Raw genomic sequence first — 13,217 nt, forward strand, 5'->3', positions numbered from 1 at the left:
TAGCCGCTGCCGTGGGCGGGGCCGACGTCGTGCAGGATCCCCGACCCGTCGACGGCGAAGAACGAGGGGTCGGTGTCGCGGCATCTTGTGTGGGGGCCAACGGGTTTCCGCGTGAGGGCTTCTCTGCTGTCGGGTCTGGGGTCGCCGCCCTCGCGTCGGGCCCGTTTTCACGTCTATGGCGCCCGTTTCCTGTGGTGTTCGAGGAGGATGAAGGCGCCCACAACGACTTCGGCCGCAGAAGCGAAAGCCTCTGCCGCGAAAATCCCACAGCCCCGATGCAATTCGTAGCACGCAGGCGTGTCGTGCACGTTCTTCCCTTGCCTGAAGACCTGAGGATTATTCTGGTAAGGGTTTTCTGTTCATTGCGTGGACCTGTGCAATCGGCACGAGAACACGCCGATGTGAATGAGGCCGTGTGGCTTCCGGTGCCCCGGCTGTGGTTTTGCTGCCCGATTCGACCGGCGCTCCTGGGGATCCCGGGAGTTCAGCCCGTCTGCTTGAGCAGACCCGCCGCCACGAGTCCGGCCAGGCCCAGGTCCGCGTCGGTGTACTGGCCGCCGAGGAGATGGGCCACGTACTCCTCCCGCGGAAGGAGGAGCGGATCGACGAACTCCTCCGCGTCCGGTGTGGGTTCGCCGACCTTGCGGCAGTCGCGGGCCAGGACGGCGTACCGCACATGAGTGGCGAAGGACGCAAGGTAGGTCTGCATGACGATCTCGGCAGAGCCGGTCTGGTATCCGGTCTCCTCCAGGAGCTCACGGGCGGCAGCAGCCATCACGTCCTCCTCAGGCTCGACGAGGCCACCGGGGAGCTCTGCCAGGACCCTGTCCGGACCGGGGCGGTACTGCCGTACGAGAATGCCGTGGCCGTCCTCGGTGAACGCCACCAGGGCCACCGCACGCGGGCCCTGCAGGACGTCCCAGTCCGACTCCTTGCCGTCCGGCTGCACATAGGTGCGACAGCGCACGTCCAGGTAGCCGACGGGGCCGGGGCGTTCGCTCTTCAGGCGCCACGTCAGTGGATCGTGCTGTTCAGTCATGCGCCGACCCTATCCAACGGGTCGCGGAGGAGAGGCCTCTGACGTACAGGGGTGCGGCGACGTCGGCCACGCACATCGACGGCGGCAGCTGAAGCACCCGGCAGAGGGGCCGCCCCGGCTTCCGGCCCTGCCGCACCGACCGGTTCGCGCGGTGTGGCGACCGCGGTCAGGTTGGGCCGTGTCCAAGCAGCACCAGCGAATTGTCCAGCGCGACGAGCCGGGCGAACGACGCGAGTGCGGTGGTGGTGCTGCCGCTGGAGAAGTCCCGGCAGACGGCGCCAGGGCCGCGGTGTCCGGTGAAGGCCGTCGGGGTCGATCGGGGCGTCGCCGGTGAAGACCGCCCCCGGCTCGCCGAAGACGTAGGCCGTGCTGCCCGGGGTGTGGCCGGGGACGCGCAGCGTGGCGGGGCGTCCGGGGAGCCTGTCGAAGGCTCGGCACCTACGCCTCGGTCACGGCGGAACCCGGAGAGTCCGTCGTGACCCCGACTCGGTGGCCGACGATCACCCTCGGTTACTATGCTCACTTCATGCCGGAGGCCGGCAGCGGAGGGCGCGGCGTCATCGACGGTCCGCTGGGGGAGTGGGGAGGCCCGCCGGCCGGAACTCCCCAGATTCTCCCCAGCGTCGTCGACCGGTGATCCCTGCCTCTACGCCCCGGAGAAGTCGTCCGTGGAATGTAAGGCTGAAGAGATGGGTGGCCTGAGAAAGTGCTGGAAGAGGTCGCAGCGACCCGCTATGTCACGCCTCTGCGTGAGGGCGGCTCGCTCCCGGGGATCGTCGAGGCCGACGATCTCGGTACGTACGTCATGAAGTTCACCGGCGCCGGCCAGGGCCGTAAGACCCTCGTCGCGGAGGTCATCTGCGGCGAGCTGGGGCGTCGGCTGGGGCTGCGGGTCCCGGAGTTGGTGACCATCGAGCTCGACCCGGTCATCGGTCTCGCCGAACCCGACCAGGAGGTGCAGGAGCTGCTCAAGGCGAGCGGCGGGCTGAACCTGGGCATGGACTACCTGCCGGGCTCGCTCGGCTTCGACCCGCTCGCCTACGAGGTGGGCGCGGGGGAGGCGGGGCGGGTCGTCTGGTTCGACGCGCTGATCAACAACGTCGACCGCTCCTGGCGCAACCCCAACATGCTGGTCTGGCACGGCGACCTCTGGCTCATCGACCACGGCGCCACCATGATCTGGCACCACAACTGGCCGGGCGCCGAGGCATCGGCCGCGAAGCCGTACAACGCCTCCGACCACGTGCTGGCCCCCTTCGCCCCGGACGTCGCCGCCGCGGCCGCCGAGCTGGCCCCGCTGGTCACCGAGGAACTGCTCACCGAGGTGGCCGCCGACGTGCCGGACGCCTGGCTGGCCGACGAGCCGGGGTTCTCCTCCACCGACGAGCTGCGGCGGGCCTATGTGGCGCCTCTGCTGGCGCGGGCCGCCACCATCCACGAGCGGATCACCCTGGACGCGCCGACCGCGAACCGGCCCTCCCAGGCGCCCGGCTGGCTCACCGAGCGCCTGCCACCCCGGCCCCAGCCGGCCGGCGAGGCGCCCGCCGCGGCAGCCGCCCGTACCGGCCGGGAGGGTGGCCGATGACGCGCCGCGACGTCTTCGAATACGCGCTTCTGCGGGTCGTCCCCCGGGTGGAGCGCGGGGAGTGCTTCAACGCCGGGGTGCTCGTCTACTGCCGGGCCCACTCGTTCGTCGCCGCCCGTACGCATCTGGACGAGGCGAAGCTGAAGGCGCTGGACCCGGACGCCGACGTGGTGGGCGTGCGGGCCGCCCTGCGCGCCGTCGAAGGGGTCTGCGGCGGCGGTGAGGGGGCCGGTCAGGCAGCCGGCGACGACGCCGGGCGGCGCTTCCGCTGGCTGATCGCCCCGCGCTCCACGGTCGTCCAGCCCGGAGCCGTTCACACCGGGCTCACCACCGACCCGGCCGGTGAGGTGGAGCGCCTGCTCGACCTGCTGGTGCGCTGAGCGTCCTGGGCGCGGCGCCGCCCGGTGCGCCGGGTCCGGCACGAGGGGGCCGCCGCCCGGTGTGACGTGCGGCCCCCCGGGCCGTGCGCCGTTGACACCGGGTGCCAGGGCTTCTAGCGTCTCGTCTGCTGAAGGTACTAAGCGGTTGCTCAGCCATCGGGCCTCTCTGTCAGGGGACGGCCACGACGTCCGCTGAGCCGCTATCCAAGGGCGAGGAGAACCAAGCATGTCCACCACCGAGCAGCGCGTCGCCATCGTGACGGGAGCGGCGCGGGGCATCGGCGCCGCCACCGCCGTACGCCTGGCGGCCGAGGGCCGCGCCGTCGCCGTACTCGACCTCGACGAGGCGGCCTGCAAGGACACCGTCGAGAAGATCACCGCCGCGGGCGGCACCGCGCTCGCCGTCGGCTGCGACGTGTCGGACAGCGCCCAGGTGGAAGCCGCCGTCGCGCGGGTCGCCGCCGAGCTGGGCGCCCCGACGATCCTGGTGAACAACGCGGGCGTGCTCCGCGACAACCTGCTGTTCAAGATGAGCGAGTCCGACTGGGACATCGTGATGAACGTCCACCTCAAGGGCGCCTTCCTGATGGCGAAGGCCGTCCAGGCGCACATGGTGGAGGCCAAGTTCGGCCGGATCGTCTCGCTGTCCTCCTCCTCGGCCCTCGGCAACCGCGGCCAGGCCAACTACTCCGCCGTCAAGGCGGGGCTCCAGGGCCTCACCAAGACACTCGCCAAGGAGCTCGGCAAGTTCGGCGTCACCGCCAACGCCGTCGCCCCCGGCTTCATCGTCACCGAGATGACCGCGCAGACCGCCGCCCGCGTCGGCATGGGCTTCGAGGAGTTCCAGGCGGCCGCCGCCACCCAGATCCCGGTCCAGCGCGTCGGCCGCCCCGAGGACGTCGCGAACGCCATCGCCTTCTTCGCCGGCGACGACGCCGGCTTCGTCTCCGGCCAGGTCATCTACGTGGCCGGCGGCCCCCTCAACTGACCCGAAGGGCAGCGAACGACATGACGGTGCAGGACAGCGGAAAAGTCGCCCTCATCACGGGCGCGAGCCGGGGCATCGGCTACGGGATCGCCGAGGCGTTCGTCGCGCGCGGCGACCGGGTGGCCATCACCGGGCGCGGCGAGGACGCCCTCAAGGAGGCCGTGGAGCGGCTCGGCGCCGACCGGGTCATCGCCGTCCCGGGCAAGGCCCACGACGAGGCGCACCAGGCGGCTGCGGTCGCGCGGACCATGGAGGCGTTCGGCCGGGTCGACTACCTGGTGAACAACGCGGGGACCAACCCGGTCTTCGGGCCCATGGCCGAGCTCGACCTCAACGTGGCCCGCAAGGTCTACGAGACCAACGTGATCTCGGCGCTCGGCTTCGCCCAGCAGACCTGGAAGGCCTGGCAGAAGGAGAACGGCGGGGCGATCGTCAACATCGCCTCCGTCGCCGGTGTCGCCCCCTCGCCGTTCATCGGCGCGTACGGGATGTCCAAGGCGGCCATGGTCAACCTGACCCTCCAGCTGGCGCACGAGTTCGCGCCGGTCGTCCGGGTCAACGCGATCGCCCCCGCGGTGATCAAGACGAAGTTCGCCGAGGCGCTCTACGAGGGCCGGGAAGCGGAGGCGGCCGCCGCCTATCCGCTCGGCAGGCTCGGCGTGCCCGAGGACATCGGCGGCGCCGCGGCCTTCCTGACCTCGGCGCAGTCCGACTGGATCACCGGGCAGACCCTGGTCGTCGACGGAGGGATTTTCCTCAACGCCGGCGTCGGCTGAGAGCGGCCTGAACCGGTTTGGCCCCGATTGAGTCAAGTGCCCCGCTGGACCGACGGATTGTTCCGGCGGGGCGCTGCGGTATGGTCTGCCGACCCATGGCTGATCGAGGAGCGTGCACGTGTTCTACCGGGCCAGTCTGCAGGCCGCTGCAGCCCTAGCATCCCTTTCTCTGCTGGCCGGCTGCGGTCTTCTTTCCGACAGCGGATCGGAAGAGAACCAGAAGATAACCGTCGGGACGACGAGCTCCCCGTCCACGCTGGACCCCGCGGCGGCCTGGGACGGCTCCTGGGAGCTGATGCGGAACATCTACCAGACCCTGGTGAGCTTCCCCACCGGCAGTACGAGCCCCGAGCCCGACGCGGCCGACACCTGCACGTTCACCGACGCCACGAGCATGGCCTACCGGTGCACGCTCAAGAAGAACCTCAAGTTCTCCAACGGCGAGAAGCTCGACGCCCAGGCCGTGAAGCACTCCATCGACCGCGTCGTGGACATCCACTTCAAGGGCGGCCCGGCCGGCATGCTCGGCTCGCTCGACCGGATCGAGACCAAGGGTGACGACACCGTCATCTTCCACCTGAACAAGTCCGACGCCACCTTCCCGTTCATCCTGGCCACGCCCGCCATGTCGCTCGTCGCCCCCGGTGACTACCCCAAGGACAAGATCCGCGACGACGGCAAGGTCACCGGCTCCGGGCCCTACCTCCTGGACTCCTACGAGGCCGGCGTCACCGCCGAGCTGACGAAGAACCCCGACTACAAGGGCTTCGCCAACCGGAAGAACAACGCGGTCACCATCCGGTACTTCGAGCAGTCCAGCGAGATGGTGAACGCGCTCAAGGCCAAGGAGATCGACGCCACCTACCGCGGCCTGACCGCCGAGGAGGTCGTCGGCCTGGAGGACAAGAAGGAGGGCAACGACGGCCTCCAGATCATCGAGACCACCGGCGCGGACATCCGTTTCCTCGTCTTCAACCCGAAGGACCCGGCCTCCGCCAAGCCCGCCGTCCGCAAGGCCATCGCCCACATCGTGGACCGGGACGCCCTGGTCGCCAAGGTCTACCGGGGAACCGCCGAACCCCTGTACTCGATGATCCCCAAGGGCATCTCCGGGCACGCCACCAGCTTCTTCGACACGTTCGGCGATCCGGACGTCAAGAAGGCGAAGGAGCTCCTCACCGACGCCGGGATCACCGCGCCGGTGAAGATGACCTTCTGGTACACCACCGACCGGTACGGCTCCTCCACGCAGCCCGAGTTCGAGGAGCTGGAGCGGCAGCTGGAAGAGGCGGGGCTCTTCGAGATCACCCTGGAGAGCGCCCCCTGGAAGACCTTCCAGGAGGGCTTCACCCAGGGCGAGTACCCGGTCTTCGGCCGAGGCTGGTTCCCGGACTTCCCGGACCCGGACAACTTCATCGCCCCGTTCGTCGGCGAGGAGAGCGTCACCGGAACCCCGTACCGCAACAAGGAGATCACCCAGCAGCTCATCCCGGCCACGCGGCAGGAGAGCGACCGGGGCGCGGTCAGCAAGCAGTTCGAGCGGGCCCAGCAGATCCTCGTCGAGGACGTCCGGCTGCTGCCGCTCTGGCAGGGCAAGCTGTACGTGGCCTCCGGCGAGGACATCGGCGGCGGCGAGCGCGCACTGGACCCGCAGACCGTCATGCAGATGTGGGAGTTGTACCGCAAGGCCAGCTGGTAGTGGGTGCGCGGGCCCGGGAGGCCGGTCTCCCCGGGCCCGTTGTCAGTGGCGGGCGGTAGGTTCTGGGATCAAGAACCTGTTGCTCACCGGAGGTTGTGGACGTGACCGATATCGACCTGCTGCCCGAGTCCTGGCGTGGCGTCCTCGGCGAAGAACTGCAGAAGCCGTACGTCAAGGAGCTGGCGGACTTCGTCGAGGAGGAGCGGGCCAAGGGGCCCGTGTATCCGCCGCGCGAGCAGGTCTTCGCCGCCCTGGACGCCACACCGTACGAGAAGGTCAAGGTCCTCGTCCTCGGCCAGGACCCGTATCACGGCGAGGGCCAGGGGCACGGGCTCTGCTTCTCCGTGCGGCCCGGCGTGAGGACACCGCCCTCCCTGCGCAACATCTACAAGGAGATGCAGCAGGAGCTCGGCCTGCCGATTCCGGACAACGGGTATCTGATGCCGTGGGCGGAGCAGGGCGTGCTCCTGCTGAACGCGGTGCTCACCGTGCGCGGTGGCGAGGCCAACTCCCACAAGGGCAAGGGCTGGGAGAAGATCACCGACGCGGTGATCCGCGCCGTCGCCGAGCGGCCCGACCCGGCCGTCTTCGTCCTCTGGGGGAACTACGCCCAGAAGAAGCTCCCCCTGATCGACGAGGAGCGCCACGTCGTGGTGAAGGGCGCCCACCCCTCCCCGCTCTCCGCGAAGAAGTTCTTCGGCTCCCGGCCCTTCACCCGGATCAACGAGGCCGTCGCGGCCCAGGGCCACCAGCCGATCGACTGGCGCATTCCGGACCTCGGCTGAGGCCGACCGGACCGCCGCCCGTGTCTGAGCGGGATTGCGCACCTCCGGCGCTAGCGTCGGAGGGACCGCGACCGGCTTGACGGGCCAAGAGGAGACCGCAGTGGTGGAGCAGCAGGAGGCGTCCGGGGACGCCGTCATGACCAGGATCGGTCAGGCGGTCATGCTGCTCCACGGCGGTGACCGGGAGGAGGCCCGCAACCGCTTCGGCATCCTCTGGTCGGAGCTCGGCGCGGACGGCGACGCCCTGCACCGCTGCACCCTCGCGCACTACATGGCCGACACCCAGGACGACCCCGGGGACGAGCTCGCCTGGGACCTGCGGGCCCTGACGGCCGCCGAGGGGCTGAGCGGTGAGCGGTCGGCCGAGCACCGGGACTCCTTGGCGGTCCAGGCGTTCTACCCCTCGCTGCACCTCAACCTGGCGGCGGACTACCTCAAGCTCCAGCGCCCCGACGCGGCCCGCATCCACCTGCGCCAGGCCCGCGACGCGGCGGACACCCTGGAGGACGGCGGGCACGGCGGGTATGAGGGATATGGCGGTTACAGCGGTTACGACGCCGGAGTGCGGGCCGCCATCGAGCGGCTGGAGCTGCGGATGCGGGGGATGTGAGGCCCGGGGCCGATCCGGATGCCGGGACGGCCCGGAAGCCAGGCTGCCCCGGGCCACGCGGCCGTCACCGCCCGTACGTCTCCTCGCAGATCCGGGCCTCCCTGCTGCCCGCGGGCCAGCCGCCGTACCCCCGGCCGAGCGCGCACACGTCTGGAAGGCCGCCGCCGCGGGCCTGCGGCAGGGCGGGCAGCACGCCGGGAGGGACGACCGGGACCTGCCGGGGCGGTGTCCGCCGAGGCGGTGGCGCGGCCCGCTCCGGCGGCCGGGGCGCCGGCGGAGGTCCGGCCCGCCGGGCTTCCGAAGGGGCGGGGGCAGGAGGCGCCGGAGAGGCGGGCCTGCCCGGTGACGGGCTCGGCTCCACGACGGTCTCCAGCGCCTCGCGGCCGGGCGGCTGCACCACCTGCGGGAAGACGTCCTGGGCCGCTCTGCTGCTCTCCGTCGCCGGAGGCTGCCGCGGACCCGCCTGCGGATCGACCGACACGCAACCGGAGACGGCGGTGACGGCCATCCCGACCAGGAGTCTCGTGGTGAATCTCGTTCGCTGCACGCGGATAACTCTGCGGTGTGGGCGGCCACTCGGGCAGCCCGTGGGCGAGGAATGGCCCGCACGAGTGACCCGGTCAGCACGGCGCCGCGGCCCGGCGCCGCGGCCCGGCGTCAGGGGGGCGGACAGCCGGACCGGTCATTCGCCCGTCGCGCCGTCGACGCGCTCCCGCACCAGGTCGGCGTGGCCGTTGTGCCGGGCGTACTCCTCGATCATGTGCGTATAGATCCAGCGCAGGCTGAACGGCTTGCCCGCCGAGCCGACGCCCTGGGAGAAGTCGTCCAGGCCGTATCCGGCGGCGCTCCTGCGGGCCGCCGCTATCTCCGCCCGCCACACGGACTCCGTCCCGGCCCAGGTGGTGGACTCCGTTACCTTGAAGTCCCCGTCCGGGTCCTCCTCGGTGGAGTAGAGGTCCGGCAGCTCCTCGCCCGCCAGGATCTCGCGGAACCAGAAGCGCTCCACCTCCGCCAGGTGCTGCACGAGGCCGAGCAGGGTGAACGCGGAGGGCGGCACGGACGCCTCGCGCAGCTGCGCGTCCGTGAGGCCCGCGCACTTCATGGCGAGCGTCTCGCGGTGGTAGTCCAGCCAGCCCTCCAGCATGGGGCGTTCGGCTGCGTCGAGGGCGGGTTCGGAGCGTTCTGCGGAAGTCATCCGGTCATCCTGGAGCATGATCACGATCCTGGCCAGGCATTTCCCGCCCGGGCGGCCGGAAGCCGGTCGCAGGCGGCCCCGTATGCTGCCCGCACCGGAACATCAGCGCGGCACGGCGATCCGGACACCGGACGGCACGGCGAGAGGAAGACCCCTGTGAAGGTCGGTTGCATCGGGCTCGGCGACATCGCGCAGAAGGCGTACCTGCCGGTGCTGAGCAGCGTCCCGGGGGTCGAGCTGCACCTCCAGACCCGTACGCCCGCCACGCTCGACGCGGTGGGCGACGCGCACCGCATCCCGGCCGGCGCCCGCCACACGAGCCTGGACTCGCTGCTCGCCGAAGGGCTCGACGCGGCCTTCGTGCACGCCCCGACCGCCGTGCACCCCGAAATCGTGGGGCGGCTCCTCGAAGCCGGTGTCGCCGCCTATGTCGACAAGCCGATCGCCTATGAGTATGCCGAGTCCGAACGGCTGGTGAACCTCGCCGAGGAGCGGGGCGTCAGCCTCGCCGTCGGCTTCAACCGCCGCTTCGCGCCGGGCTACGCGCAGTGCGCCGAGCACCCGCGCGAGCTGATCCTGATGCAGAAGAACCGCGTCGGGCTGCCCGAGGACCCCCGCACCCTGGTGCTCGACGACTTCATCCACGTCGTCGACACCCTGCGCTTCCTGGCCCCGGGGCCCGTCGACCACACCACCGTGCGGGCCAGGATCGTGGACGGTCTGATGCACCACGTGGTGCTCCAGCTCTCCGGCGACGGCTTCACCGCGATCGGGATGATGAACCGGCTGAACGGCTCGACCGAGGAGATCCTGGAGGTCTCCGGCCGGGACACCAAGCGCCAGGTCCTCAACCTCGCCGACATCGTCGACCACAAGGGCCAGCCCAGCGTGCGCCGGCGCGGCGACTGGGTGCCGGTGGCCCGCCAGCGCGGCATCGAGGCGTGCGTCCACACGTTCCTGGACGCGATCCGCGCCGGAAAGGTGATCAGTGCCCGGGACGCTCTGGCGACCCATGAGCTGTGCGAGCGGATCGTGCGGGAGTCCCTGGAGCAGGCCTCCTCCTGAGGGCCCGTAGCCCCTCGGCGGCGCACAGGGCGGCCAGCGCCGCCAGGGCCGCGTACACCGCCCAGTCGCCGAAGCGGCCGTAGAGCGTGGTGCCGTGCGTCAGCGGTACGTCGTAGACGGCCGCAGCGCTCTCCTCCGTACCGAGCGGCTCACCGATCCGCTCCCCGCGCGGCCCGTACACGGCACTGATCCCGGTGAGCGTGGCGTGCACCATGGGACGGCCGTTCTCGGCGGCCCGCAGCGCCCCCAGGGACGCGTGCTGGGCCGGTGCCCAGCTCTCCTGGAAGGTGGAGGTGGCGGACTGCGCGACGAGGACCTGGGCGCCGTCCCGGGTCAGCCGCCGGCTCGTGTCGGGGAAGGCCGACTCGAAGCAGACCAGCGGACCGATCCGCAGCGGTTGGTCGCCGTCGGGCAGGACCATGACCACCTGCCGGTCGCCGCGCAGCCGGTCCTCGCCCGCGGCCTTGCCCACGGAGGTCGCCCAGCCGAGCAGGGCGCGCGCCGGGATGTACTCGCCGAACGGCACCAGGCGCATCTTGTCGTACCGGTCCCCGGTCGGGCCGTCCGGTCCCACGAGCACCGCCGACTTGAAGATTCCGCTCCGGCCCGCACCGTCCGTCTGCCGGGCATCCACATTGACCAGCAGGTCGGCCCCGGTCTCCCGGGAGAGGGCCGCGAGCCGCCGGGCGGTTTCCGGGTCCCCCCAGGCGCCCGCCCCGATGCTGCTCTCGCCCCATACGACGAGGTCGACGCCCCGGCCCGTCACCGTACGGGTCAGCTCCTCGCCCCGGGCCAGGCGCCGCTCGACGCTCCCGGGTCCGGAGACGACTCCGGGCTGTACGACGGCGATCCTGGCCGTTCCCGTGGTCACCGGCTGCGGGGCCCAGGCCCACATCCCGGTCACGGCCAGCGCGCACACGACCAGCGGCGCCCCGCCCGTCGTCCGGGCGCCGGTGCGCGCGACCGTCAGCAGGACGAGTGCGGTGTTGACCGCCGCCACCAGCAGGCTCACCAGCCACACGCCGCCCACCGACGCCACCCGCAGCGCCGGGACGGCCTCCCACTGACTCGCACCGAGGAGCCCCCAGGGCCCGCCGAGCCCCTCCCAGGAGCGGACCAGCTCGATCACCAGCCACCCCGAGGGCACCGCCACCACCGCGGTGCCGGCCCGTAGCGCGGAGGGCACGCCGCCGAGCAGTCGCTGGACCAGCACACCCCAAGGTGCCCACAGCAAACCCAGCATCGCGGCCAGCAGCACGATGAAGACGTGCAGGCTCGGCATCAGCCAGTGGTGGACGGCGATGACGAAGCCGGTTCCGCCGATCCAGCCGTCCAGCGCCGCCCGGCGCGTCGTTGCCGCCGAGCGGATCAGCAGCAGCCAGGGGACGAGGGCCACCCAGCCCAGCCACCAGAGCGAGGGTGCGGGGAATGAGAGAGCGGGCAGCGCTCCGGCGAGGAGCGCCGCCACCCCTCGGACCCAGCCGGAGGCGGGAAGCGACCGGTGTGTGTGCTTCCCGTCGGACGCCGGAACCTCTCCGCCCCGCATCCGCATGCCGTGCCCTCCTCGTCCCACGTGGGTGAGCAGCCGCGTGATCTGCCAGGTCGGCTCTGTGTACCCAGTGTGGGGGAGGTGATCCTCCCCGGGACACAGGACACCCCCGGCCAAGGGCGCGCTTCAGGCCCCTGCGGGTGCGCGGCGCCACTTCTCGTGGACGGTGACCGTGCAAATCCGCCAGCCCGGGTCCGTACGGTGCAGCTCGAAGGTGTACCGCCCGCCGGAGACGAAGTCGGGAGCGGTGTCACCGGCCCCCGAGGCCTCGCCCTCCCGTGCCAGGCGCATCGGGTTGAGGTAGTCGGCCCGCACCTGGGCCATGTCGCCCGGGTAGCCGCCCAGATCCTGGAGGTCGATGCGCCGGTTGACGATCAGGTGCTGGCGGATCGCGAAGAGGTGCATCGTCCCGGTGAGCCACCGGGCGATCTCATCCGCCGGTCCCTCCACCCCGCCCGCGCCCGTGTAGTCCGCGCGACCGTCCGGGGTGAACAGCGCTTCGTACGCGGGCCAGTCGCCGTCGTCCACGGTCACGGCGTACCCGGTGATCACATCATCGATGGCGAGCCGGTCAATCACGGTCGCGAGTGCCACACGCTGTGTCATCGGCCAAGTCTCGGTCAAGCCGCCCGCCACGCCAAGGGGCCTGCGCACGCGGGCGGCTGACCGCCCACCCGGTCAGCAGGGCACGACGGCGACCGGACCCAGTGCGTGCGTGACCGTCGTCTGGGCCACCGGGGCGAGGCCGAGACCGAGTGACTCCCCGCCCTTGCGGCGGCCGATCACGGTCAGGGCGGCCGTGGCGGAGGCCGTCACCAGGGTGCGCGAGGCGGAACCGTTGACCGGCTCCCGTACGACCTCCACCTGCGGGTACCGCTCCTGCCAGCCGGAGGTCACCTCAGCCAGGCCCCGCGCGGCCGAGCCCGCCGCGGTCTCCCGGTCGAAGACCGGACCGCCCGCGAGCATCGAGGAGAACATCGTCCAGCCGTGCACGATCCGCAGCCGTGCACCGGGCCGGGAGGCGGCGGTGGCGAAGGCGAACTCCAGGACTGCCTCGCTGCTCTCGTCGGCCGCCACCCCGGCCACGATGTCGGAGTGGGCCTCCTCGTCCTGGGGCCGGTCGTCCTCGTCCGAGCGGCCGTCCTGCACGATGACGACGGGGCAGCTCGCCATCGACGCGGTCGCCAGGCTGTTGGAGCCGATCATCAGGGACCGGAAGCCGCCGAGCCCCCGCGAGCCGACCACGACCATCGACGCGTCGCGGCCGAGCGAGACCAGGGCGGCCGCAGGGAAGTCCAGCGGTGCCAGCGTCGAGGGCCGCGACGCCGGTGCGGCCAGCTCGCTCCGGCGTACGGCCTCGGCGAGCAGTTGGTCCGCCTCGCGCTGCCCGGTCTCCTCGTCGACGTTCCGCGTGAGCGGCCGGACATGGACGATCAGCAGCGGCAGGTGGCGCCGCGCGGCTTCCCGCGCGGCCCAGTCCAGCGCCTGCCAGCTGTGCGTGGAGCCGTCGACGGCGGCGATCACGGGAAGATCGGTGGTGGTCATG

General features: G+C 71.5%; 14 protein-coding genes and 1 pseudogene. 9 read left to right on the forward strand and 6 right to left on the reverse strand.

From position 1 onward, the window contains the following. Positions 1-484: 484 nt before the first annotated feature. Positions 485-1,039: an NUDIX hydrolase gene (locus tag ABZ154_RS21785; RefSeq protein ID WP_356834997.1), complete on the reverse strand. Its 555-nt coding sequence runs from the start codon at positions 1,037-1,039 to the stop codon at positions 485-487. A 436-nt stretch (positions 1,040-1,475) separates the two neighbouring features. On the opposite strand from ABZ154_RS21785, the pseudogene ABZ154_RS21790 reads away from it, so the two are divergent. From ABZ154_RS21790 to ABZ154_RS21825, 8 genes and pseudogenes are all read left to right on the forward strand, one after another. Continuing rightward, a pseudogene (locus ABZ154_RS21790) lies at positions 1,476-1,741 on the forward strand (hypothetical protein); the annotation flags it as partial. Positions 1,742-1,745: 4 nt separating this feature from the next. Continuing rightward, complete coding sequence (locus ABZ154_RS21795) at positions 1,746-2,624, forward strand: HipA family kinase (protein ID WP_356834999.1); 879 nt, start codon at positions 1,746-1,748, stop codon at positions 2,622-2,624. Beyond that, positions 2,621-3,004, forward strand: coding sequence for a DUF3037 domain-containing protein (locus ABZ154_RS21800; protein WP_356835001.1), 384 nt, complete (start codon positions 2,621-2,623; stop codon positions 3,002-3,004). Before ABZ154_RS21795 ends, ABZ154_RS21800 begins: the two co-directional genes overlap by 4 nt. Before the next feature lie 226 nt (positions 3,005-3,230). Continuing rightward, positions 3,231-3,992, forward strand: a complete 762-nt coding sequence (gene fabG, locus ABZ154_RS21805) for a 3-oxoacyl-ACP reductase FabG (RefSeq protein WP_015607234.1) — start codon at positions 3,231-3,233, stop codon at positions 3,990-3,992. Between the two features lie 20 nt (positions 3,993-4,012). Next, on the forward strand, positions 4,013-4,768 hold the full coding sequence (locus tag ABZ154_RS21810) for an SDR family oxidoreductase (protein WP_356835003.1): 756 nt from the start codon (positions 4,013-4,015) through the stop codon (positions 4,766-4,768). 118 nt (positions 4,769-4,886) lie between these two features. After that, positions 4,887-6,467: an ABC transporter substrate-binding protein gene (locus tag ABZ154_RS21815; protein ID WP_356835006.1), complete on the forward strand. Its 1,581-nt coding sequence runs from the start codon at positions 4,887-4,889 to the stop codon at positions 6,465-6,467. Positions 6,468-6,568: 101 nt separating this feature from the next. Beyond that, complete coding sequence (locus ABZ154_RS21820) at positions 6,569-7,252, forward strand: uracil-DNA glycosylase (protein WP_356835008.1); 684 nt, start codon at positions 6,569-6,571, stop codon at positions 7,250-7,252. 100 nt (positions 7,253-7,352) lie between these two features. Continuing rightward, complete coding sequence (locus tag ABZ154_RS21825; protein ID WP_356835010.1) at positions 7,353-7,862, forward strand: hypothetical protein; 510 nt, start codon at positions 7,353-7,355, stop codon at positions 7,860-7,862. A 64-nt stretch (positions 7,863-7,926) separates the two neighbouring features. Here ABZ154_RS21825 and ABZ154_RS21830 read toward each other — a convergent pair whose 3' ends face one another. Both ABZ154_RS21830 and ABZ154_RS21835 read right to left on the reverse strand, forming a co-directional pair. Further along, positions 7,927-8,409 carry a hypothetical protein gene (locus ABZ154_RS21830; protein WP_356835012.1) on the reverse strand — a complete coding sequence of 161 codons (483 nt, stop codon included), beginning with the start codon at positions 8,407-8,409 and terminating at the stop codon, positions 7,927-7,929. A gap of 135 nt (positions 8,410-8,544) precedes the next feature. Beyond that, positions 8,545-9,057, reverse strand: coding sequence for a DinB family protein (locus ABZ154_RS21835; protein WP_356835014.1), 513 nt, complete (start codon positions 9,055-9,057; stop codon positions 8,545-8,547). Positions 9,058-9,213: 156 nt separating this feature from the next. Here ABZ154_RS21835 and ABZ154_RS21840 point away from each other — a divergent pair, with 156 nt between their 5' ends. Continuing rightward, complete coding sequence (locus tag ABZ154_RS21840) at positions 9,214-10,122, forward strand: Gfo/Idh/MocA family oxidoreductase (protein WP_356835016.1); 909 nt, start codon at positions 9,214-9,216, stop codon at positions 10,120-10,122. Here the strand turns inward: ABZ154_RS21840 and lnt are convergent. From lnt to ABZ154_RS21855, 3 genes are all read right to left on the reverse strand, one after another. Beyond that, a complete protein-coding gene (gene lnt / locus ABZ154_RS21845; protein ID WP_356835146.1) occupies positions 10,043-11,668 on the reverse strand; it encodes an apolipoprotein N-acyltransferase in 1,626 nt (541 codons plus the stop codon). The two genes, ABZ154_RS21840 and lnt, sit on opposite strands and share 80 nt — an antisense overlap. A gap of 129 nt (positions 11,669-11,797) precedes the next feature. Continuing rightward, positions 11,798-12,277 (reverse strand): nuclear transport factor 2 family protein, encoded by a 480-nt coding sequence (locus ABZ154_RS21850; RefSeq protein WP_356835018.1) that lies wholly within the window; start codon positions 12,275-12,277, stop codon positions 11,798-11,800. 72 nt (positions 12,278-12,349) lie between these two features. Continuing rightward, complete coding sequence (locus tag ABZ154_RS21855) at positions 12,350-13,216, reverse strand: universal stress protein (protein WP_356835021.1); 867 nt, start codon at positions 13,214-13,216, stop codon at positions 12,350-12,352. Position 13,217 lies beyond the last annotated feature (1 nt).

This window comes from Streptomyces sp. NPDC006261 (assembly GCF_040613515.1).
Classification (GTDB): Bacteria; Actinomycetota; Actinomycetes; order Streptomycetales; family Streptomycetaceae; genus Streptomyces.

Coding starts and splice junctions, on each gene's coding strand:
- ABZ154_RS21785 (WP_356834997.1), bottom strand. CDS start 1,039: ATGACTGAACAGCACGATCCACTGACGTGGCGCCTGAAGAGCGAACGC.
- ABZ154_RS21800 (WP_356835001.1), top strand. CDS start 2,621: ATGACGCGCCGCGACGTCTTCGAATACGCGCTTCTGCGGGTCGTCCCC.
- fabG (WP_015607234.1), top strand. CDS start 3,231: ATGTCCACCACCGAGCAGCGCGTCGCCATCGTGACGGGAGCGGCGCGG.
- ABZ154_RS21810 (WP_356835003.1), top strand. CDS start 4,013: ATGACGGTGCAGGACAGCGGAAAAGTCGCCCTCATCACGGGCGCGAGC.
- ABZ154_RS21835 (WP_356835014.1), bottom strand. CDS start 9,057: ATGACTTCCGCAGAACGCTCCGAACCCGCCCTCGACGCAGCCGAACGC.
- lnt (WP_356835146.1), bottom strand. CDS start 11,668: ATGCGGGGCGGAGAGGTTCCGGCGTCCGACGGGAAGCACACACACCGG.
- ABZ154_RS21850 (WP_356835018.1), bottom strand. CDS start 12,277: ATGACACAGCGTGTGGCACTCGCGACCGTGATTGACCGGCTCGCCATC.
- ABZ154_RS21855 (WP_356835021.1), bottom strand. CDS start 13,216: ATGACCACCACCGATCTTCCCGTGATCGCCGCCGTCGACGGCTCCACG.